The following is a 19,083-nucleotide window of genomic DNA, read 5'->3' as shown; positions in this document are numbered from 1 at the left end:
CGTGTGCAGGGCGGCGTCGGCCTCGACGAACCCGTCCACCCGGCCGGCGCGCCAGGCGGCCTCCCGCGCGGCGAGCGCGGCGTCGAGGGTGGCCAGGTCGTCCGGGGTACGTCGCAGCGCGGCGAGCCGGGCGGCCTCCACCTCGAAGGCCCGCCGCACCTCGATCACCTCGGTCATCCGGTCGTCGGTGAGCCGGCGGGCCACCACAGGAGCCAGCTCGTCGGTCGACACCACGTAGGTGCCGGAGCCCTGGCGGCACTCCAGCACCCCGGCGTGCACCAGGGCGCGGACCGCCTCGCGGACGGTGTTGCGCCCCACCCCGAGCGCGGCGACGAGCTGCGGCTCGGTCGGGATGCGCCCGCCCACCGGCCACTCGCCGCCGAGGATGCGGGATCTGAGCTGCTCGATCGTCTGCCGGACCCGGTGGCCGCGCGGCGGCACGGGCGGGGAATCCACCGACGGTGTCACTGGTTACATCACCGGACCGAAATTCATCCCATGATTGTAGGTTGAAGGTCATGACCCCGCCACCACCGACCGCGACCGCAGGCCACGCCGCCCCGCCGACCGCCGACGTCACCCCCGGCCCGGCCCCCGCCGCCGCGCCCGCCCCCGCCGGACGACCGGCGACCGGCGGTCTCCTGGTGCTGGTCGGCATGCTGCTGGTGGCGGTCAACCTGCGGGCCGCCGTGACCAGCCTCGGCGCCCTGCTCGACGAGGTCCGCACCGGCCTCGGGCTTTCCGGGGCGATGGCCGGGCTCGTCACCACCCTGCCCACGATCGCGTTCGCCGGGCTCGGCGCGCTGACCCCGTGGCTGGTCCGCCGGTTCGCCCCGGCCCGGGTGCTGGTGATCGCCATGGCGTCCCTGGCCGTCGGGCAGGTGCTCCGGGTGGTCACCGACTCGGCGCTGGTCTTCGTGGCCACCAGCGCGCTCGCGCTGGCCGGCATCGCGGTGGCGAACATTCTGCTGCCGATGCTGGTCAAGCAGCACTTCCCGCACCGTACCGGGCTCGTCACCGGGGCGTACACGATGGCGTTGACGGTGGGCACGACCGTGGCCGCCGCGTCGGCGGTGCCGGTGGCCCACGCCTTCGGGTCCTGGCGGGCCGGGCTCGGGGTCTGGGCCGCGCTGGCTGCGGTGGCCGTGATCCCGTGGGTGCCGCTGGCGCTGCGGGCCCGCGCCGCGCGGCGGGCCGCGCCCCCGACGGTGGCCGCCGCCGCGCCGGCCCGGATCAAGCCGGAACGGACCCGGCTCGGCTGGGCGATGGCTGTCTACTTCGGCACGCAGTCGCTCAGCGGGTACGCGATCATGGGCTGGCTGGCCCAGCTCTTCCGCGACGCCGGCTTCCACCCCGAGACGGCCGGGCTGCTGCTGGCCGGGGTGACCGCGCTCGGCGTGCCGGTGGCGCTGCTGATGCCGGCGCTGGCCGGCCGGCTGCGGACCCTACGCCCGCTGGTGCTCGGGCTGACCGCCTTCTCCACGGCGGCGTACCTGGGGCTGGCGCTCGCCCCGCGCGGCGCCGCGCCGCTCTGGGTCGCCCTGCTCGCAGTCGGCCAGGGCGCGTTCCCGCTGATCCTGACCACCATCGGGCTGCGGGCCCGCACGGCCGAGGGGACGGTCGCGCTGTCCGCCTTCGCGCAGAGCACCGGGTACGTCATCGCCGCGCTCGGCCCGCTGCTCGTCGGCGTCCTCTACGAGGCGACCGGCGGCTGGACCGCCCCGCTCGGTTTCCTGCTCGCCGCCCTGGTCGTGCAGACGGGCGCGGGCATGGTGATCGCCCGCCCCCGCTACATCGAGGACGAGCGCTGAGCGGGCCGGGTCAGGAGGAGGCCGGCGTGGGGTCGCCCGCGACGGCCTGCTCGACCGTCGGGTACGTGTGCAGCACCTCGACCAGCCCGCTGACCTCGAGGATGCGCAGCACGCCGCGCTGCGGGGCGGCCAGCCGGACCACGCCGCCGGCCTCGTCGCAACTGTTCTTGGCGCGCACGAAGACGGAGAGCCCCGTCGAGTCGCAGAACGAGACCTCGGCCAGGTTGAAGACCAGGCGGCTGCGGCCCTTGTCCAGCAGATCCGTGATCTGGTCCTGGAGCTGCGGTGCCGTCGCCATGTCCAGCTCGCCCGCGACCGACACGACGACGACGTCGTTGCGTTGTTCCGTGTGCACCGTCAGGGACATTCGCCGACCTCCTGTTATCGGTGGAACCGTATCCCACGACGGGGGCCCGGCGCAGAACGGGAGCCCGTTCGCGTGCGGATGGTCATGCCGTTGCCGTCAGGCAACTAGTTGGGGAGTACCCGGTGGTAGAGTCCGCCCGGTCCAGGTCAGAGGGAGGTTGCCGTGGCGTTGCGTGCAGAGGAAAGTAGCCGGCTCGCCGGTCTGCTCAGCGAGCACCGCGAGCGGGTGACCCACCGCTGGGTGGAGCTGGTCGCCAACTCGCTGCGTGGTCGGCTGAGCCAGGCGGAGCTGCGCCGCCAGGTGGAGGATCTGCATCGCGGCATGATCGAGGCCGCCCAGGGCGGCGCGCTCGACCTGGAGTCCGAGGCCGCCGGAGAGCTGCGGGCCGTGCTCGCCGAGCTGTCCCGGGGCCGCGCCCGGCAGGGCTTCACCGCCACCGAGACGGCGGTCAGCGTCTACGCCCTCAAGGACGCCCTGCTGGAGCTGATGGAGACCGAGGCGGACGCCGACACGCTGCGCGACTACGTGGCGTTCTCCTCCTTCGTCGACCAGATGGGGCTGTTCACCTTCGAGAGCTTCGTGCGGACGCGGGAGAGCCTGATCGCCGACCAGGCCGAGCAGCTCCTCGAACTCTCCACCCCGGTGGTGAAGATCTGGGAGGGCGTGGTGGCCGTGCCGCTGGTCGGCACGCTCGACTCCGCCCGTGCCCAGGTGGTGATGGAGCGGCTGCTGCAGACCCTCGTGGACACCGGCTCGCCGTACGCGATCATCGACATCACGGGCGTGCCGGCGGTGGACACCCAGGTCGCCCAGCACATCCTCAAGACGGTCGTGGCGGCCCGGCTCATGGGCGCCGACTGCATCATCTCCGGCATCCGCCCGCAGATCGCCCAGACGATCGTCGCGCTCGGGATCGAGTTCGGCGACATCGCCACCAAGGCCAGCCTCGCCGACGCGCTGCGCCACGTGCTCCGGTTGACCGGCGTGACGACCTCGCGTCGCCAGTCGCGCCGGGAGTCCTGATGGAGCGGGTGCCGGTCCTCAAGATCGGTGACATCCTGCTCGTCTCGATCCAGCTGGACATGTCCGACCAGACGGCGGTCCAGCTCCAGGATGACCTGGCCGAGCGGATCGTCTCCACCGGCTGCCACGGCGTGATCATCGACATCACGGCCCTGGACATCGTCGACTCGTTCGTGGGTCGGATGCTCTCCACCATCGCCTCGATCTCGAAGGTGCTGGACGCCGAGACGGTGGTGGTCGGGATGCGTCCCGCCGTCGCCATCACCCTGGTCGAGCTGGGCCTGTCGCTCAACGGCATCCGCACCGCGCTGAACGTGGAGCGCGGCATGGAACTGATCGCGGCGGCCCGGCCCGACGAGTACGACGACGGCGAAGGCGGCGACGAGGACGCGGACGACGAGACGACGGACACGAGATGACCACTGGCGTCGATCTGGGCCACCCGCAGGCGCAGGCCATCCAGAGCGACGAGGACGTGGTGCGGGTCCGTCAGCTCGTGCGTACGGTGGCCGTGGCCAGCAAGCTCTCCCTGGTCGACCAGACCAAGCTGGTCACCGCCGCCAGCGAGCTGGCCCGTAACACCCTCGTCTACGGCGGTGGCGGCACCGCCGAGGTGGCCGCGGTGGACAACGGCCGGCGGCGCGGCGTGCGCATCCTCTTCGCCGACGACGGCCCCGGCATCGCCGACCTGGACCTGGCCCTCACCGACGGCTACACCACCGGCGGCGGGCTCGGCCTCGGGCTCAGCGGCGCCCGCAGGCTGGTCGACGACTTCACCATCGACACCGGGCCGGGGCGGGGCACCCGGATCACGGTCACCAAGTGGTCCCGATGAACCGGGACGCCGTGTCCGACCACGGCCTCTGGTTCCGGGTCGAGAGCGGCAGCGCGGCCAGCGCCGTGCGGCGGGCCGCCGAGCGGCTGGGTGAGCAGCTCGGGCTGGGCGAGGCCCGCACCGCCGACCTGGCCATCGTCGCCGCCGAGCTGACCAGCAACCTGGTCAAGCACGCCGACGAGGGCGTGCTGCTGCTGCGCCCGGTGCGCCTCGACGACCGGGCCGGCGTGGAGCTGGTCGGCATCGACGCCGGGCCGGGCATGGCGGACCTGACGCTCTCCTCCCGCGACGGGCACTCCACCGCCGGGACGCTCGGCATCGGGCTCGGCGCGATAATGCGACAGACCGACTGGTTCGACGGCTACTCCCGGCCCGGGAAGGGCACCGTGCTCGCCGTGCAGGTCTGGCCGTCGCGCCCCGCCCCCGAGCAGTCCTGGGCCGCCGGGCTCACCCGGCCCCTGACCGGCGAGTCGGTCAGCGGCGACGGGTACGCCGTCCGGGTCGCCGAGGGCCGGCACCAGGTGCTGGTCTGCGACGGCCTCGGGCACGGGCCCCTGGCCGCCGCCGCCACCGACGCGGCGCTGGCGGCGTTCCGGTCCGCGCCGGCCGGGCCCCCGGCGGCGGTGGTGCAGCACCTGCACCGCGCCATGTCGCACACCCGGGGCGCCGCGCTGGCCGTCGCCGAGCTGCTCCCCGACGCCCGGCTGCTGCGGTACGCGGGCCTGGGGAACATCGCCGCCTCGGTGGTGGTCGAGGGGGACCGGCGGCGGGGCCTCGTCTCCCTGCCCGGCATCGCCGGCCACCAACGGCCCATCGTCCGCGAGTACGACTACGCCTTCCCCTCGGGCGCGTCCCTGGTGATGCACAGCGACGGGGTCGTGGACCGTTGGCAGCTCGACGACTACCCGGGGCTGACCGCTCGCGCCCCGCTGGTGATGGCCGCGACCCTGCTGCGCGACGCGGGGCTGCGTCGCGACGACGCGTGCGTCCTGGTCGCCCGGGTGCCGTGGTGACCGGCCCGGCGGGCGGCCCGCCGTTGCTGCGGATGAGACTCCGGGTCGAGCACGACATCTTCGTGGTCCGGCAGCGCGGCCGGGAGGTGGCCGCCGCGATCGGCCTGGAGCACCAGGACCAGGTCCGGCTCGCCACCGCCCTCAGCGAGGTGGCCCGGGAGCTGCTGCGGCTGTGCGGCGGGGCGGACGTCACCTTCACCGCCGCGCTCCAGACGCAGGGCCCGGTCAGCCTGCGGGTGGACCTCGCCCCGGTGCGCCCGCTCCCCGACGGCCGGTACGAGCCGCAGTCCGGCGCGGTGGCGCGGCTGGTGGACATGCTGAGCGCGGTGGACCGGGATGGCGATACGGTCGTAACGATGTCCCGACGTGTCCCGGCCAACGCCCAGGCGCTGACCCCGGAGCGACTCGCCGAGCTGCGTGCCGAGCTCGGCAGGACCGCCCCCGGCAGCGCACTGGACGAGCTTGCCCTCCAGAACCAGCAGCTCATCGCGGCCCTCGACGAGGTGCGCGAGCAACGCGACGAGCTGGCCGTGCTCAACGAGGAGCTGCAGGAGACCAACCGGGGCGTGATGGCCCTGTACAACCAGCTCAGCGAGGAGCTGGAGGAGACCAACCGGGGCGTGGTGGCCCTCTACGCCGAGCTGGACGAGAAGTCGGCCCAGCTCCGCACCGCCAGCGAGTCGAAGAGCCGGTTCCTGGCCAACGTCAGCCACGAGCTGCGCGCGCCGGTGACCGCGATCATCGGGCTGAGCCGGCTGCTGGCCGACTCGGCCTCCGACCCGCTCACCGCCGAGCAGGCCCGCCAGGTCGGGCTGATCCGCGACTCGGCCACCGACCTGCTCGCCCTCGTCAACGAGCTGCTCGACCTCGCCAAGGCGGAGTCGGGGCGGCTGGAGCCGAACTGGGTCGAGGTGGACCTGCGGGCGGTCTTCGGCCAGCTCCGCGGCACCCTGCGCGCGCTGACCACGAAACCGGGCGTCGAACTGGTCGTGGAGGAGCCGCCGCCACCGGCCACCGTCCGCTCCGACGAGGTGCTGCTCGCCCAGGTGCTGCGCAACCTGCTGCACAACGGGCTCAAGTTCACCGAGCGGGGCGAGGTCCGAATGCGCGCCGAGCTACGCGACGGGCGGTGGTGGCTGTCGGTCTCCGACACCGGCGTGGGCGTCCCGCCAGAGCTGCGCGAACGGATCTTCGAGGAGTTCTACCAGGTGCCGGGGAGCACCCGGGTCGGCGGCACCGGCCTCGGCCTGCCGTACGCGCGCCGCGTGGTGCACCTGCTCGGCGGCACCCTGGAGTTGGCCAGCGAGCCGGGGCGGGGGAGCACCTTCACCGTCACCCTGCCCGCGGGCGGAGCCTGACGGTGGAGAGCGGCCCGGTGACCGTGCTGGTGGTCGACGACAGTCGCACCAAGCGGTACCTGCTGGTGAGCTGGCTCAGCCGGGCCGGCTTTTCCACGCTGGAGGCGGAGAGCGGCGGCGAGGCGCTGGCCCGCGTCGGGGTGGACCCGATCGACCTGGTCGTGCTCGACGTCCGGCTGCCCGACCTGAGCGGGTTCGAGGTCTGCGAGCGGATCAAGACCGCCCACCCGGCGATGCCGGTGATCCACGTGTCGGCGCACGCCGTCGACGTGACCGACCGCGCCCAGGGGCTGACCCGGGGCGCGGACGCCTACCTGGCCGAGCCGATCGAGCCGGAGGAGCTGATTGCCACCGCGCACGCGGTGCTGCGCTACTACCGGGCCCGGCAGCGCGCCGAACTGCTCGCCGAGCGGCTCACCGGCCTGGCCGCGACGACCGTGGCGGTGCACGCGGCACCGAACTTCGCCCGGCTGCTGGAGTCGGCCGCGGCCGGGGCGGCGCGGATCTTCAAGGGACCGGCGGCGGTGGTGGCGGAGACCTTCGACGGCGACTGCCTCGCCGGGATCGCCGCCGGCCCGGACGACGAGGGCCGGCTCGTGCCGTGGGCCGTCGACGACACCGGCGTCCCCACCGGCTCCACCGTGTGGGTGGAGGACCCGACCAACTGGGGCCTGGTCGAGTGGCCCGACGGCGGCCAGGTGACCGTCGCCGCCGCGAAGCTGCGCGAGGACCGGGCCCCGCTCTACGTGGTGGTGCCGACGCACACCCAGATGGCCGGCACGCCGGTGCTGGTCCAGGTCGCCCAGGCGGTGGCGGCGGCGGTGGAGGCCCAGCGCTCCTTCGACGAGGAGCACCGCATCGCGGTCACCCTCCAGCGCAGCCTGCTGCCCCGCCGCATCCCCGAGATCGCCGGCCTGGACCTCGCCGTGCGGTACGAGCCGGCGAGCGCCCAGACCGAGGTGGGCGGCGACTTCTACGAGCTGGTGATGCTCGACGGCCACCTGCTGATGGCGATCGGCGACGTAGCCGGGCACTCCCTGCACGCCGCCACGGTGATGGCGGAGCTGCGGCACGCGGTGCGCGCGTACGCCATCGAGGGGCACCAGCCGGGCGCGATCCTGCACCGGGTCAACGAGCTGATGCGCACGCTGCTCCCCAACGAACTGGCCACCATCTGCCTGCTGCTGCTGGAGCCGACCAGCGGCCACGTGCGGCTGGCCAGCGCCGGTCACCTGCCGCCACTGCTGCACCTGGACGGCAAGGTGGACTTCGTCCAGCACTCCGCGCCGCTGCTCGGCGTGCGCGCCAACCGCCCGGCGGACCTGGAGTTCGTCCTGCCGCCCGGGTCCACGCTGGTGTTCTACACCGACGGGCTGATCGAGCGGCGGGACGCCACCATCGACGAAGGGCTGGCCGCGCTGGCCCGCTGCGCCGCCGTGGTGGACGACGACCTGGACGCGTTCTGCCAGCGGCTGCTGGTCGAGCTGGCCCCCAGCGAGATCCAGGACGACGTGGCCGTGGTGGCCCTCCGCCGCCGCATGTAAGGAAGGGCCCCTTGTTAACGCATTCGGTATAGGAAGGGCCCCTTCCTAACGCGTGCGGAACTGGTCCGCCCCGCACGTGCGCGTCGACGCCCGGCTCAACCGATCGTCTTGATCACAGTGGCCGGCACTCCGGCGACCACCGTCAGTGGGGGCACGTCGCGGGTGACGACCGCGCCGGCGGCCACGACGGCGTCCGCGCCGACGGTCACGCCCTGCATGATCAGTGCGGAGGCGCCGATCCAGACGCCCCGCTCGATGCGGATCGGCGCCGAGGTGATCCCGTTTCGCCGCCGCGCCGGGTCGACGGGGTGGCCCGCGGTGATCAGGCCGACGCCGGGGCCGATCATCACGTCGTCGCCGATCTCGATGCCGCCGATGTCGTTGAAGCGGCAGTTCTGGTTCACGAAGACGTTGCGGCCGATCCGGATGTTGATCCCGTGGTCGGAGTAGACCGGCGGGATGAGGTGGAACGTCTCGTCGACGGCCTGGCCCGTCAGCTCACTCCACCCTTCGCGGATCGCCTCCTGCTCGGCGTACCGGAGCGTGTTCAACTCCTCGGTCAGCCGGATCGCGCGCTGAACCCTCTCCACGAAGCCCATCTTCTCCCTCTCGTCGAACAACCACGGCGCGAGCGGGACGAGCAAACCAGAGGGCGTGAAGCCGGGGCAAACAACCGGGATCGCGACGATCCACAACCAACGGTTGTCTCCGTAGACTCGCGGGGTGGATGTCGAGGCCGTCCGGACGTTCGTGGCCGTCAGCGACGGAGGGCAGTTCCGGGTGGCCGCCGACGAGCTCGGCGTGACCCAGCAGGCCGTCTCGAAGCGCATCGCGGCGCTGGAGCGCAACCTCGGCGTCTCGCTCCTCGTCCGCACCGCCAGGGGCGCGCGGTTGAGCGTCGACGGCCAGGCCTTCCTGCCGCACGCACGCGAACTCCTCCGGGTCGCGTCGCGCGCCGTCGGTTCGGTACGGCCGGGGCGGACCGCGCTCCGAATCGACGTGCTCAACCGGCGTACCGCTCCGGCGACCGCACTGCACGCCTTCCACCGGCTGCATCCCGACATCGAGCTCGACGTCGTCACCCTTCCCGACGCGGACGTCGCCTCCGCCGTGGCGGCGGTCCTGGACGGCACCGTCGACGCCACCTTCCGGGCTGTCGCCACGCCTTCCGGTGGGTTCGCCGCTCCGATCCGCGCCGCCCATGCCATCGACGACCGGCACCAGCTACTCGTCGGCCCGAAGCACCCCCTGGCGAACGCGGCCAACCTCACCCTCCCGGACCTCCGCGCGCACCGGATCTGGATGCCGGGCATGCGGGCCGACACCGAGTGGGGCGCGTACTACGACGAACTCGGCCGGGAGTTCGGGCTCCGGATCGACACGGTGGGGCCCAGCTTCGGGGTGGACGTGCTCCTCGACGAACTCGCCGACTCCGCCGAACTCTCCACCCTCGTCGGCGAAGGCTCCCGCTACCTGTGGCCCGAGTCGTACGACCTGCGACGGATTCCGATCGTCGACCCCACCCCGGTCTACCCCCACTCGATCATCTGGCGCGACGACAACACGCATCCCGCACTCGCGGCGTTCCTCGAACACCTGCGCACCATGCGGGCGAGCGCGCCCACGGTCCGAACGTGGGCACCCGCCTGGGCGGAAGGATGAGTGGAACCACCGTCAGCCGCCGTCGGTCGACCCGGCGAGCCGGCGGGCGTACGCGCTCGGCGTGAGCCCGGCGGCGGCGGCGAACTCGCGGATCAGGTGGGCCTGGTCGGCGTAGCCGAGGTCGGCGGCGAGGCCCGCCCAGTCCACCGGCCCGCCGGCCGCCCGCTCGATCGCCTCCTGGACGCGGTACCGCCGGATCACCCACTTCGGGCCGACGCCGACGTGGTCGAGGAAGAGCCGTTGCAGCCGTCGCGTGGTGGTGGCGTGCCGGTGGGCCAGGTCGTCCACCCGCAGCACGCTCCGGTCGGCGCGGATCTCGTCCGCCAGCGCCATCGCCTCCGCCGTCTGCGGGGCGGCGCGGGGACCCCAGGCGAGCAGGAGGCCGTCCAGGGTGGCGGCGCGCTCGTCGTCCGTACCCGCGCAGGGGAGCCGGCCCGCGACGAGCCCGGCGGCCAGCGGGCGGCGCTGCCCGGTCAGCTCGGCGACCGGCCCGCGCCAGAACGGGCGGAAGCCGCCGGGGCGGAACTGCACCCCGCTGACGCGGCCGGAGCCGGCCAGGGTGATCCGGAACAGGTCGCGGCCGACGCCGGCCACCTCGGCGGTCTCGGGGCCCGCGCCGTCGCGCTGGAAGACCACGTTGACCGCCGGGTGCGGCACCACCCGCTGCTCGAAGGGCGCGGCCAGGTCCCAGTCGACCAGCCAGTAGTGCTCGACGTACGGGCGCAGCGCGGCGGCCGGGAGGCGGCGGCGGAAGCTGACCTCGCGCCGCAGCCGCTGCGGGTCGAGGATGCCCCGGCTGTCGGCGCGCGGCTCGTGTCGCATTCGTTCAATCCGGTCCTCATACGCTGGGCGGGTGCCCACGAAGACTAGTGACCTGCTGACGGACGCCGCCCCGCGAACGGTGGCGGTGGTCCGCGCGCTTCGCGACGACCAGTTCGACCTGCCCACCCCGTGCGCGGACTACCCGGTGCGGGACCTGCTCCAGCACCTCTTCCAGGTGGTGCTCAACTTCCAGAAGCTGGCCGTGCGGCAGCCGACCGACTGGGCGGACACGACCGACCTGCTGACCGACGGCTGGCGGGACCGGTTCGCCGCCGAGACGCGGCGGCTCGTCGAGGCGTGGGCGGACCCGGCCGCCGTCGAGGGCGTGTCGCCCGGGATGGGGCTGCCCCAGGAGACCCTCGGCGACATGGCGCTGGCCGACCTGACCGTGCACGGCTGGGACCTGGCCCGGGCCACCGGCCAGCCGTACGAGGCCGCGCCGGAGGCGGTGGCGACGCTGCACGCGTTCATGGACGAGATGGGCGACACGGGCCGGCGGATGGGGGCGTTCGGCGCGCCGGTCGACGCCGCGCCGGACGCCGCCCCGCTCGACCGGCTCCTCGCCCGGATGGGCCGCGACCCCGGCTGGTCGCCGGCCTGACCGACGGTCCGGAATGACCGGCCGACGGCAGGGCCAGGATCGGAGTCGGGGCGTTCTACCGGCGCAGCCCCTCGGCCTGGCAGGACCAGTACGACCCCAGAGGAACTACGAGCACCCTGACGCCGCCGTCTGCCGACCCCGCCCCGCCGCCCTAGCAGGCGTGGCGGGGCAGGCGGGGCGGGGGCGGTGAGAAGGGTGCCCTTCTCTACCGCAGGGGTTAACAAGGTGCCCTTCCTTACACCAGGCCCAGGCGGTCGAGGATCCAGGCGTTGACGAACGCCTCCTCGCGCCAGGAGTCGTACCGGCCGCTGGGCCCGCCGTGGCCCGCGCCCATCTCCGTCTTGAGCAGGTAGTCGCCCTGCGGGGCGACCGCGCGCAGCCGGGCGACCCACTTCGCCGGCTCGTGGTACAGCACGCGGGTGTCGTTGAGGCTGGTCACCGCGAGGATGGCCGGGTAGTCCTGCGCGACCACGTTCTCGTACGGGGTGTACGACTTCATGTACGCGTACACCTCCGGGTCGGCCAGCGGGTTGCCCCACTCCTCCCACTCGGTGACGGTCAGCGGCAGCGACGGGTCGAGGATGGAGGTGAGCGCGTCCACGAAGGGCACCTGCGCGACGATGCCGGCGAACGCGTCGGGGGCCAGGTTCGCCACCGCGCCCATCAGCAGGCCGCCGGCCGACGCGCCCCGGGCCACCAGCCGGTCCGGGGAGGTCCAGTTCGACTTGGCCAGGTGCCGGGCGCAGGCGACGAAGTCGGTGAACGTGTTCTTCTTGGCCAGCAGCTTGCCCTGGTCGTACCAACGTCGGCCCAGCTCGCCGCCGCCCCGGATGTGCGCGACGGCGAAGATCACCCCACGGTCCAGCAGGGAGAGCCGGGGGATGGAGAACCACGGGTCCATGCTCGCCTCGTACGAGCCGTAGCCGTAGATGACGCAGGGGGCGGAGCCGTCGCGCGGGGTGCCGGCCCGGCAGACCAGCGAGATCGGCACGCGGGTGCCGTCGTCGGCGAGCGCCCAGTCCCGGTGCTGCTCGTAGTCGGCGGGGTCGTACTCCCGGCCGTCCGGGCCGGGCCGGACGGGCTTGCGCCGGCGCAGCGTCAGCTCCCGGGTGACCAGGTCGTAGTCGTACACGGACTCGGGGCTGACCAGCGAGGCGTAGCGCAGCCGGACCCGGCGGGTGCGGTACTCGGGGTTGCTGTCGAGGCCGACGCTGTAGATCGGCTCGGGGAAGTCGATGTCGTGACCGTCGCCGCCGCCGACGGGCAGCACCCGCAGCCCGGTCAGCCCGTTGGTGCGCAGCGAGACGACCAGGTGGTCGGCGAAGGCGTCCACGGCCTCCAGCCGGGTGCCGGGGGTGTGCGGGATCAGCGGCACCCAGTCGCCGGGCGCGTCCGCCGAGGTGTACGCGAGGGCGAAGTCCTCGGCGTCGTCGTTGTGCAGGATCAGGAAGCGGTGGCCGTGGTGCTCCACGGAGTATTCGATGCCCTGCCGGCGCGGGGCGACGACCGCCGGCTCGCCCGTGGGGTTGCCGGCCGGGATGACCCGTACCTCGCTGGTGATCTTGCTGTGCACGTCGATCAGGACGAACTTCTCCGAGCGGGTCAGCTCGACGCCGACCCAGAAGCGCTCGTCGTCCTCCTGGTACACCACCTGGTCCTCGGCGGCCGGCGTGCCGACGCGGTGCCGCCAGACCCGGTGGGGCCGCCAGGCGTCGTCCACGGTGACGTAGAACAGCACCGAGGCGTCCGCCGACCAGGCCGTGCCGTAGAAGGTGTCGGGCACCTCGTCGGCCAGCACCTCGCCGGTTGTGAGGTCCTTGACCCGCAGCGTGTACCGCTCGTCGCCGTTGAAGTCCGTCGAGTACGCCAGCCAGCGCCCGTCCGGGCTGACGTCGAACGCGCCGAGGGAAAAGAAGTCGTGCCCCTCCGCGAGGAGGTTGCCGTCGAGCAGCACCTCCTCGCCGTCGAGCGGCGCGCCGTCCACGCTGACCGGCGGGTCGGTCTCCCCGTCGCGGACCGCCCGGCGGCACTGCACGCCGTACTGCTGGCCCTCGACCGTGCGGGTGTAGTACCAGTGGCCGTCCTTGCGGATCGGCACCGACAGGTCGGTCTCCTGGGTGCGGCGGCGGGTCTCCTCGAACAGCGCGCCGCGCAGCTCCGCCAGGTGGGCGGTGCGCGCCTCGGTGTACGCGTTCTCCGCCGTCAGGTAGGCGATCGTCTCCGGGTCGTCCTTGGCGGCCAGCCAGGCGTACTCGTCGACGACGGTGTCGCTGTGGTGGGTGCGCTCGGCGGAGACCCGCTTGGCGACGGGCACGGGGATGTCGGTGGTCACGCCGGTCAGGTTACCGGCCCGCGACGCTCGGCACTTACGCGACAACCGCTACCACGACAGTCCGGTGTGGCGGGCCCGCGCCGCCCGCTGGCATCGCGTCGCCGGGCCTGCCGTGCTGGTCGCGGCGGCCTCGTGCCGACCGCCGCACGCGGCGGGGCGGCAAGATTTTCGAACACATGTACGATGACCGGCATGGCGGCAGCAGCATGGTCGACCGGCCGGTCCGGGGCAATGGACGTCACCCGTCGACTCGCGGAGATCTGCGGTCCGCCGTTCGCGCGGCTCGCCGGCGCGGCCGACGACGTCGCCGGTCGGCAGGCCCGGTGGGTGGCGGTGCCCGGCGACCCGGAGCGGGCGGCCGACGTGCTCCGGCTGGCCGCCGCCCACGACCTCACGGTGGTGCCCCGGGGCGCCGGCACCAAGATCGACTGGGGCGCCGCCCCCGATCACGTCGACATCATGCTCGACACCGGCCGGCTGGCCGGGATCGGCCACGTCGCCGGCTCGCGTCACGGGCGGGCCGGGAACCAGCACCCGCATCCGCCTGCGCCGGCCACTCACCTCGGCCCCCGGGCGACGGCCGACCGGAGGGCGGTCAACCGAGTCGCGACCGACCAGGTGGTGGTTGACCAGGTGGTGGAGGTCGGGGCGGGCACGCCGCTGCGGGCGGCCCAGGCAGCCCTCGGGCGGGCGGGGCTGCGCCTGGCCCTCGACGCGCCCTCGCCCGGCGCGACGGTGGGCGGGGTGCTGGCCGCCGACGAGGGCGGCCCGCTGGGGCACCACCACGGCGACCCCGGCGAGCAGGTGGTCGGCGTGCGCTACCTCAACGCCGACGGCGAGCTGGTCAGCGCGGGCGACGGCTCGCCGGGCCTGGAACTGGCCCGGCTGCTGTGCGGCTCGCAAGGCGCCCTCGGTGTGCTGCTCTCGGCCACCCTGCGGGTGCATCCGGTGCCGGCCGACCAGGTCTGGGTAAGCCTTCCGGTGTGGACCCCGGCCGACGCGCGCGACCTGGTCCGGTCGGTGCGCGACGCCCGGCTCGATCCGGCTGCCGTCGAGCTGGACCTGCCGGCCCGGATGCGCCCCCGGCCGCAACCCGACGACCCGGCGGCGGTGGCGGCCCGCGCCCGCCACCCCTCGATGTTCCGGCGCACCACGCCCCCGACCGGGGCGGGCACCTTCACGGTCCTGATCGAGGGCGACCCCGTCGACGTCGCCGAACGGGTGGACGTCCTCCTCGGCCTGTTCGGCGACGGGGCGACCATCGACCGCTCGGCCCCGCAGTGGTGGCGGCGCTACCCGTTCGGCCCCGGCGACACCGCCCTGCGCATCGACGCGCCGAGCACCGACCTGCACGCGGCCCTCTACGCGCTGCACGACGTGGCGGGCGGCCCGGTCCCGATCCGGGGTTCCGTCGGCCGGGGCGTGGTGCACGCGGCCCTGCCCGCCACCCTGCCCGCCGAGCGGGTGGCGTCGATCGTCGACGGCGTGCGCACCGTGCTCTTCGCCCGGCGCGGCCGGTGCGTGGTGGTCGCGGCGCCGCCGCCGGTGCGTCGGGTGGTCGACCTCTGGGGCCACCTGATGTCGCTGCCCCGGCTGCGGGCGGCGAAGGAATACCTCGACCCGCGCCAGCGCCTGGCCCCGGGCCGCCTCCCCGGCGGCCTCTGAGGCCCGGCGTCGTCCGGCCGACCCGCCGTGGTCCCGGCCCCGGCCCGCCCCGCCCCGGTCCCGCCAGTGCCCGGCCCCGTCCATTCCCGGTTCCGCCCGGCCCCGGTTCCGCCCGTTCCCGGCCGGCTCCGGCACGCAATGCCGGCGACATGGGGCGGTCAGCCGCTCAGGATCCCGCCATGTCGCCGACATCGCGGCGGCACCCCGCGCGCCCTGCCCCCGCCTCAGCCCCGGCGAGGCGGGGGCAGGGGCGGGGGCGGGGGCGGGGACAGCTCAGAGGGTGTCGTTGCGCAGCACCAGGATGGCGATGTCGTCGCGGGGGGCCTCGACCGAGAAGTTGATCGCCGTGGAGCGCAGCCGGGCGGCCACCACGTCGGCCGAGTACCCGGCCAGCGGCGCGGCCGACTCACGCAGCCGCTCGGTGCCGAACAGCTCCCGGCCCCGGCGGCGCTCGGTCACCCCGTCCGTGTAGAAGATCAGCGAGTCGCCGGGGGCGAGCGCGACCTCGGCGGTCGGCGAGGTGATCGAGTCCAGCAGGCCGAGGGCGGTGCCACCGACGCCGACGAACGAGGCCCCGTCGCCGGCCCGCAGCAGCACCGGCCGGTCGTGCCCCGCCAGGTGCAGCGACACGTCGAGCCGGCCGCCGTCGCCCGGCCCGACCGCCGCCAGCGCCAGCGTGCAGTAGCGCCCGCCGCCCCGCTCGACCAGCGTCTCGTTGAGCCGCCCCAGCGCCTCCCCCAGCGGCTTGCCGTCGGTGACCAGCACCCGGATCACGTCCCGGACCAGGCCCGTGACGGCCGCCGCCTCGACGCCCTTGCCGGACACGTCGCCGACCACCACCAGCCAGCGCCCGTCGGGCAGCGGCAACACGTCGTAGAAGTCGCCGCCGACCTCGGCCTCGTCGCTGGTCGGCACGTACTCGGCGGCGAACCCGATGCCGTCGACCACCGGCAGGACCGGCGGCAGCAGCGACCGCTGGAGCGTCTGCGCCACCCGCCGCCGCTCGGCGTGGATGCGGGCGTTCTCGATCGCCAGCGCGGCCCGCCGGGCCACGTCCTCCAGCACGCCCACCTCGTCCGGGTCGTGCCGGTGGCGCTGGTGGCGGCCGACCGCCAGGGTGCCGAGCCGCTGCCCGCGCGCCACCAGGGGCACGGCGAAGCCCTCCATCGGCCCGCCGAGCGGCACCTGCGAGCCCAAGCGGGACGCCTCCCGCAGCCGGGCCTGCACCGAGTCCGTCCCCGTGTCGCGGAGCACCTTGTCCAGTTGCGGCAGCACCGACTCGTCGGCGTGGGTGGCCGCCGCGAGCCGCAGCCGCCCCCACTCGTCGGCGGTGTGCACCGCGCACCACTGGCCGAGGCGGGGGACCACGAGCTGTGGGATCAGCGCCATCGTCAGCTCGACGTCCAGGGACTGGGCCAGCAGCTCGCTCGCCTCGGCCAGGAACGTCAGCCACGCCTGCCGGCGTACGTCGGCCCGGCGCAGCCGGTCGTTCTCCAGGTGCAGCGAGAGCCGCTCGGCGGTCAGCACCGCCAGCGGCCGGGCGTACGTGGAGGGGGCCGCATCGAGTTCCAGCTCCCCGGCGTACGGCCGGTGCACCGCCAGCGGCACCCGGAGCAGCTCGTTGCCGGCGCGCGGGGTGCGGCCGTAGCGGGCGAGCACCTGCCTGCCCTGCCCGTCGCCCCGGTCCAGCCGGACGAGGCCGCCGGCCGCGCCGACCATCTCGGCGAGCCGGGTGAGCAGGTCGGTGGCGAAGTCCGGCAGCGGGTCCTCGGCGTACTGGTCGGGGACGGTCTGCATCAGCTCGCTCATCGCACCGGCGCTCGGCCCCGGGGCCTCGCCGGGGGAGCCGCCGGCCGCCGCGGGCGCGCCCCAGTCGGCCCCGCCCGCCCCGGGCCCGGTGGCCCGGTGCTCGGCGGCCTCGCCCGGACGGTCGAGCCGGAACCAGACCCCCTTGCCGCTGGGGAGGTACGTGGTGCCCCACCGGCTGGCGAAGTGGTCGACCAGCAGCAGCCCCCGCCCCCGCTCGGAGACCTGGTTGATCTCCGCCTTGTCGTTGCGCACCCCGACGGTCAGCTCGTCGACCGTCCCGGCGGCGAAGTCGCAGACGGTCACGGTCAGCCCGACGTCGTCGGCGACGACCTCGATGTCCAGCGCGGTGCGGGCGTGCTCGACGGCGTTGGTGGTCAGCTCTGTGGTGAGCAGCAGGGCCTCGTTGAGCAGGTCGTCGAGGCGCGCGGCGGCCAGCACGGACCGGACCACCGCCCGTGCGGCGGCCGGTGTGCGGCTGTCGGCGGGCAGCCGCACGCGCCGGACGCGCTCGTCCGGACCCTCGAAGGCCGCCGACCCCGCCTGCGCTGACACCTTCGTATCCTCCACCGCACCGAGGCGGAAACCAAGCCGACCCGTGGCGACGGGACACTCCGGGTTCCCGAGGGGCCGGCGGCCGGGGCGGTGGCGGGACACCCGGGCTTCCGGCGGATCGATGGCCGGGGCGGTGGCGGGACACCCGGGCTCCCGGCGGATCGATGGCCGGGGCGGTGGCGGGACGCCCGGGCTCCGGCGGGTCGACGGCCGGGGCCGGGAGGTGGCGGGCCGGGAGGTGGCGGGCCGTGAGCTGTGTCTCCGGGATGCCGGGCGGAGCGGGATGCCGGGCGTGGCGGCTCGGCGCGCGAGGCGGCATCGGCGCTCGTCCAGGCACAATGATGGGATGGCCGGTGTCTCGGCAGGCGCCGGCGGCCCCGAACTGAGCGAGGAATGATGACCACGGCGAAACACTCGGTTGCCGCGGACCCGTCCGCGCCCGATCAGGCCGCCATGCTCAGCGAGCTGGCGGAGGCCCTGCGCCGGGTGCGCGGCGGCGACCTCAAGGTCCGGCTGCCCCGCCGGGCGGGCGCGGCCGGCGAGGTCGCGGACGCGTTCAACGACGTGGTGGCGCTCCAGGAGCGGCAGCACCTCGACCTGCGCCGGATCAGCCGGGTCGTCGGCCGGGACGGCCGGCTCACCGAGCGCCTGGACGAGGAGGGGCTGGAGGGCTCCTGGGCGGAGGGCCAGCGGGCGGTCAACTCGCTGATCGACGACCTGGGCCGCCCGACCACCGAGATCGCCCGGGTGATCGTGGCGGTGGCCGACGGCGACCTGTCCCAGCACATGGCGCTGGAGATGGACGGCCGCCCGCTGCGCGGCGAGTACCTGCGCATCGGCCGCACGGTCAACACGATGGTCGACCAGCTCTCGTCCTTCTCGAACGAGGTGACCCGCGTCGCGCGCGAGGTGGGCACCGAGGGCAAGCTCGGCGGCCAGGCCGACGTGCGCGGCGTCGCCGGCACCTGGAAGGACCTGACCGACTCGGTGAACACCATGGCGTCGAACCTGACGGGCCAGGTGCGGTCGATCTCCCAGATGGCGACGGCGGTGGCGAAGGGCGACCTGTCGCAGAAGATCACGGTCGGGGCGCGCGGCGAGGTGGCCGAGCTGGCCGACACCATGAACTCGCTCACCGACACGCTGCGCCTCTTCGCCGAGCAGGTGACGCGGGTGGCGCGCGAGGTGGGCACCGAGGGCAAGCTGGGCGGCCAGGCCGAGGTGCCGAACGTCGCCGGCACCTGGAAGGACCTCACCGACAGCGTCAACTCGATGGCGTCGAACCTGACCGCCCAGGTGCGCAACATCGCCCAGGTCTCCACGGCGGTGGCGAAGGGTGACCTGAGCCAGAAGATCACCGTCGCGGCGCAGGGCGAGATCCGCGAGCTGAAGGACACCGTGAACACGATGGTGGACCAGCTCAGCTCGTTCGCCGACGAGGTGACGCGGGTGGCCCGCGAGGTGGGCATCGAGGGCAAGCTGGGCGGCCAGGCCCAGGTGCGCGGGGTCTCCGGCACCTGGCGGGACCTCACGGAGAACGTCAACCAGCTCGCCGGCAACCTGACCAGCCAGGTCCGCAACATCTCGCAGGTCTCCACGGCCGTCGCCAAGGGCGACCTGAGCCAGAAGATCACCGTGGACGCCCAGGGCGAGATCCTGGAGCTGAAGAACACCGTGAACACGATGGTG

At 74.2% G+C, this 19,083-nt stretch carries 17 protein-coding genes; 11 read left to right on the top strand and 6 right to left on the bottom strand.

From position 1 onward, the window contains the following. A partial coding sequence (locus tag LPU43_RS03890) for a GntR family transcriptional regulator (protein WP_229398821.1) occupies window positions 1-468 on the bottom strand: 468 nt, incomplete at its 3' end. Window positions 469-518: 50 nt separating this feature from the next. Here LPU43_RS03890 and LPU43_RS03885 point away from each other — a divergent pair. Continuing rightward, a complete protein-coding gene (locus LPU43_RS03885; RefSeq protein ID WP_229398820.1) occupies window positions 519-1,811 on the top strand; it encodes an MFS transporter in 1,293 nt (430 codons plus the stop codon). A 10-nt stretch (window positions 1,812-1,821) separates the two neighbouring features. Here LPU43_RS03885 and LPU43_RS03880 read toward each other — a convergent pair whose 3' ends face one another. Next, on the bottom strand, window positions 1,822-2,178 hold the full coding sequence (locus LPU43_RS03880) for an STAS domain-containing protein (protein WP_229398819.1): 357 nt from the start codon (window positions 2,176-2,178) through the stop codon (window positions 1,822-1,824). 162 nt (window positions 2,179-2,340) lie between these two features. Between LPU43_RS03880 and LPU43_RS03875 the strand changes: the two genes are divergently transcribed. The 6 genes from LPU43_RS03875 to LPU43_RS03850 are packed head-to-tail and all read left to right on the top strand — an operon-like array spanning window position 2,341 to window position 7,951. Then, window positions 2,341-3,201, top strand: coding sequence for an STAS domain-containing protein (locus LPU43_RS03875; protein WP_229398818.1), 861 nt, complete (start codon window positions 2,341-2,343; stop codon window positions 3,199-3,201). Further along, on the top strand, window positions 3,201-3,620 hold the full coding sequence (locus LPU43_RS03870) for an STAS domain-containing protein (RefSeq protein ID WP_229398817.1): 420 nt from the start codon (window positions 3,201-3,203) through the stop codon (window positions 3,618-3,620). Before LPU43_RS03875 ends, LPU43_RS03870 begins: the two co-directional genes overlap by 1 nt. Beyond that, window positions 3,617-4,036: an ATP-binding protein gene (locus LPU43_RS03865; protein WP_229398816.1), complete on the top strand. Its 420-nt coding sequence runs from the start codon at window positions 3,617-3,619 to the stop codon at window positions 4,034-4,036. The genes LPU43_RS03870 and LPU43_RS03865 overlap by 4 nt, the downstream gene beginning before the upstream one ends. Further along, window positions 4,033-5,049 carry a SpoIIE family protein phosphatase gene (locus LPU43_RS03860; RefSeq protein WP_229399317.1) on the top strand — a complete coding sequence of 339 codons (1,017 nt, stop codon included), beginning with the start codon at window positions 4,033-4,035 and terminating at the stop codon, window positions 5,047-5,049. Before LPU43_RS03865 ends, LPU43_RS03860 begins: the two co-directional genes overlap by 4 nt. Window positions 5,050-5,081: 32 nt before the next feature. Next, window positions 5,082-6,407: a sensor histidine kinase gene (locus tag LPU43_RS03855; protein WP_229399316.1), complete on the top strand. Its 1,326-nt coding sequence runs from the start codon at window positions 5,082-5,084 to the stop codon at window positions 6,405-6,407. A gap of 2 nt (window positions 6,408-6,409) precedes the next feature. Continuing rightward, window positions 6,410-7,951 (top strand): SpoIIE family protein phosphatase, encoded by a 1,542-nt coding sequence (locus tag LPU43_RS03850; protein ID WP_229398815.1) that lies wholly within the window; start codon window positions 6,410-6,412, stop codon window positions 7,949-7,951. 95 nt (window positions 7,952-8,046) lie between these two features. On the opposite strand, the gene LPU43_RS03845 is transcribed toward LPU43_RS03850, so the two are convergent. Then, the gene (locus tag LPU43_RS03845; RefSeq protein WP_229399315.1) at window positions 8,047-8,550 is read right to left on the bottom strand and encodes a DapH/DapD/GlmU-related protein; all 504 of its coding nucleotides are present in this window, start codon (window positions 8,548-8,550) and stop codon (window positions 8,047-8,049) included. A gap of 124 nt (window positions 8,551-8,674) precedes the next feature. Here LPU43_RS03845 and LPU43_RS03840 point away from each other — a divergent pair, with 124 nt between their 5' ends. Next, window positions 8,675-9,613, top strand: coding sequence for a LysR family transcriptional regulator (locus LPU43_RS03840; protein WP_229398814.1), 939 nt, complete (start codon window positions 8,675-8,677; stop codon window positions 9,611-9,613). Window positions 9,614-9,625: 12 nt separating this feature from the next. Here LPU43_RS03840 and LPU43_RS03835 read toward each other — a convergent pair whose 3' ends face one another. Further along, window positions 9,626-10,435: a helix-turn-helix domain-containing protein gene (locus LPU43_RS03835; RefSeq protein WP_229398813.1), complete on the bottom strand. Its 810-nt coding sequence runs from the start codon at window positions 10,433-10,435 to the stop codon at window positions 9,626-9,628. A gap of 31 nt (window positions 10,436-10,466) precedes the next feature. On the opposite strand from LPU43_RS03835, the gene LPU43_RS03830 reads away from it, so the two are divergent. Beyond that, window positions 10,467-11,036 (top strand): TIGR03086 family metal-binding protein, encoded by a 570-nt coding sequence (locus LPU43_RS03830; RefSeq protein ID WP_229398812.1) that lies wholly within the window; start codon window positions 10,467-10,469, stop codon window positions 11,034-11,036. A gap of 235 nt (window positions 11,037-11,271) precedes the next feature. Here LPU43_RS03830 and LPU43_RS03825 read toward each other — a convergent pair whose 3' ends face one another. Further along, window positions 11,272-13,368, bottom strand: a complete 2,097-nt coding sequence (locus LPU43_RS03825) for a S9 family peptidase (RefSeq protein ID WP_229398811.1) — start codon at window positions 13,366-13,368, stop codon at window positions 11,272-11,274. 192 nt (window positions 13,369-13,560) lie between these two features. Here LPU43_RS03825 and LPU43_RS03820 point away from each other — a divergent pair, with 192 nt between their 5' ends. Then, entirely contained in the window at window positions 13,561-15,033 is a 1,473-nt protein-coding gene (locus tag LPU43_RS03820; RefSeq protein WP_229398810.1) for an FAD-binding oxidoreductase, read from the top strand. Window positions 15,034-15,306: 273 nt separating this feature from the next. Here LPU43_RS03820 and LPU43_RS03815 read toward each other — a convergent pair whose 3' ends face one another. After that, window positions 15,307-17,394, bottom strand: coding sequence for a SpoIIE family protein phosphatase (locus tag LPU43_RS03815; RefSeq protein ID WP_229398809.1), 2,088 nt, complete (start codon window positions 17,392-17,394; stop codon window positions 15,307-15,309). Between the two features lie 396 nt (window positions 17,395-17,790). Here LPU43_RS03815 and LPU43_RS03810 point away from each other — a divergent pair. Continuing rightward, window positions 17,791-19,083, top strand: a 1,293-nt coding sequence (locus tag LPU43_RS03810; RefSeq protein WP_229398808.1) for a HAMP domain-containing protein, incomplete at its 3' end; no start/stop codon positions are given.

Origin of the sequence: Micromonospora okii (assembly GCF_020884795.1) — a bacterium.
Classification (GTDB): Bacteria; Actinomycetota; Actinomycetes; order Mycobacteriales; family Micromonosporaceae; genus Micromonospora; species Micromonospora okii.
Note: the sequence above shows the minus strand (reverse complement) of the source record. Positions and strands in the feature narration are given on the sequence as shown.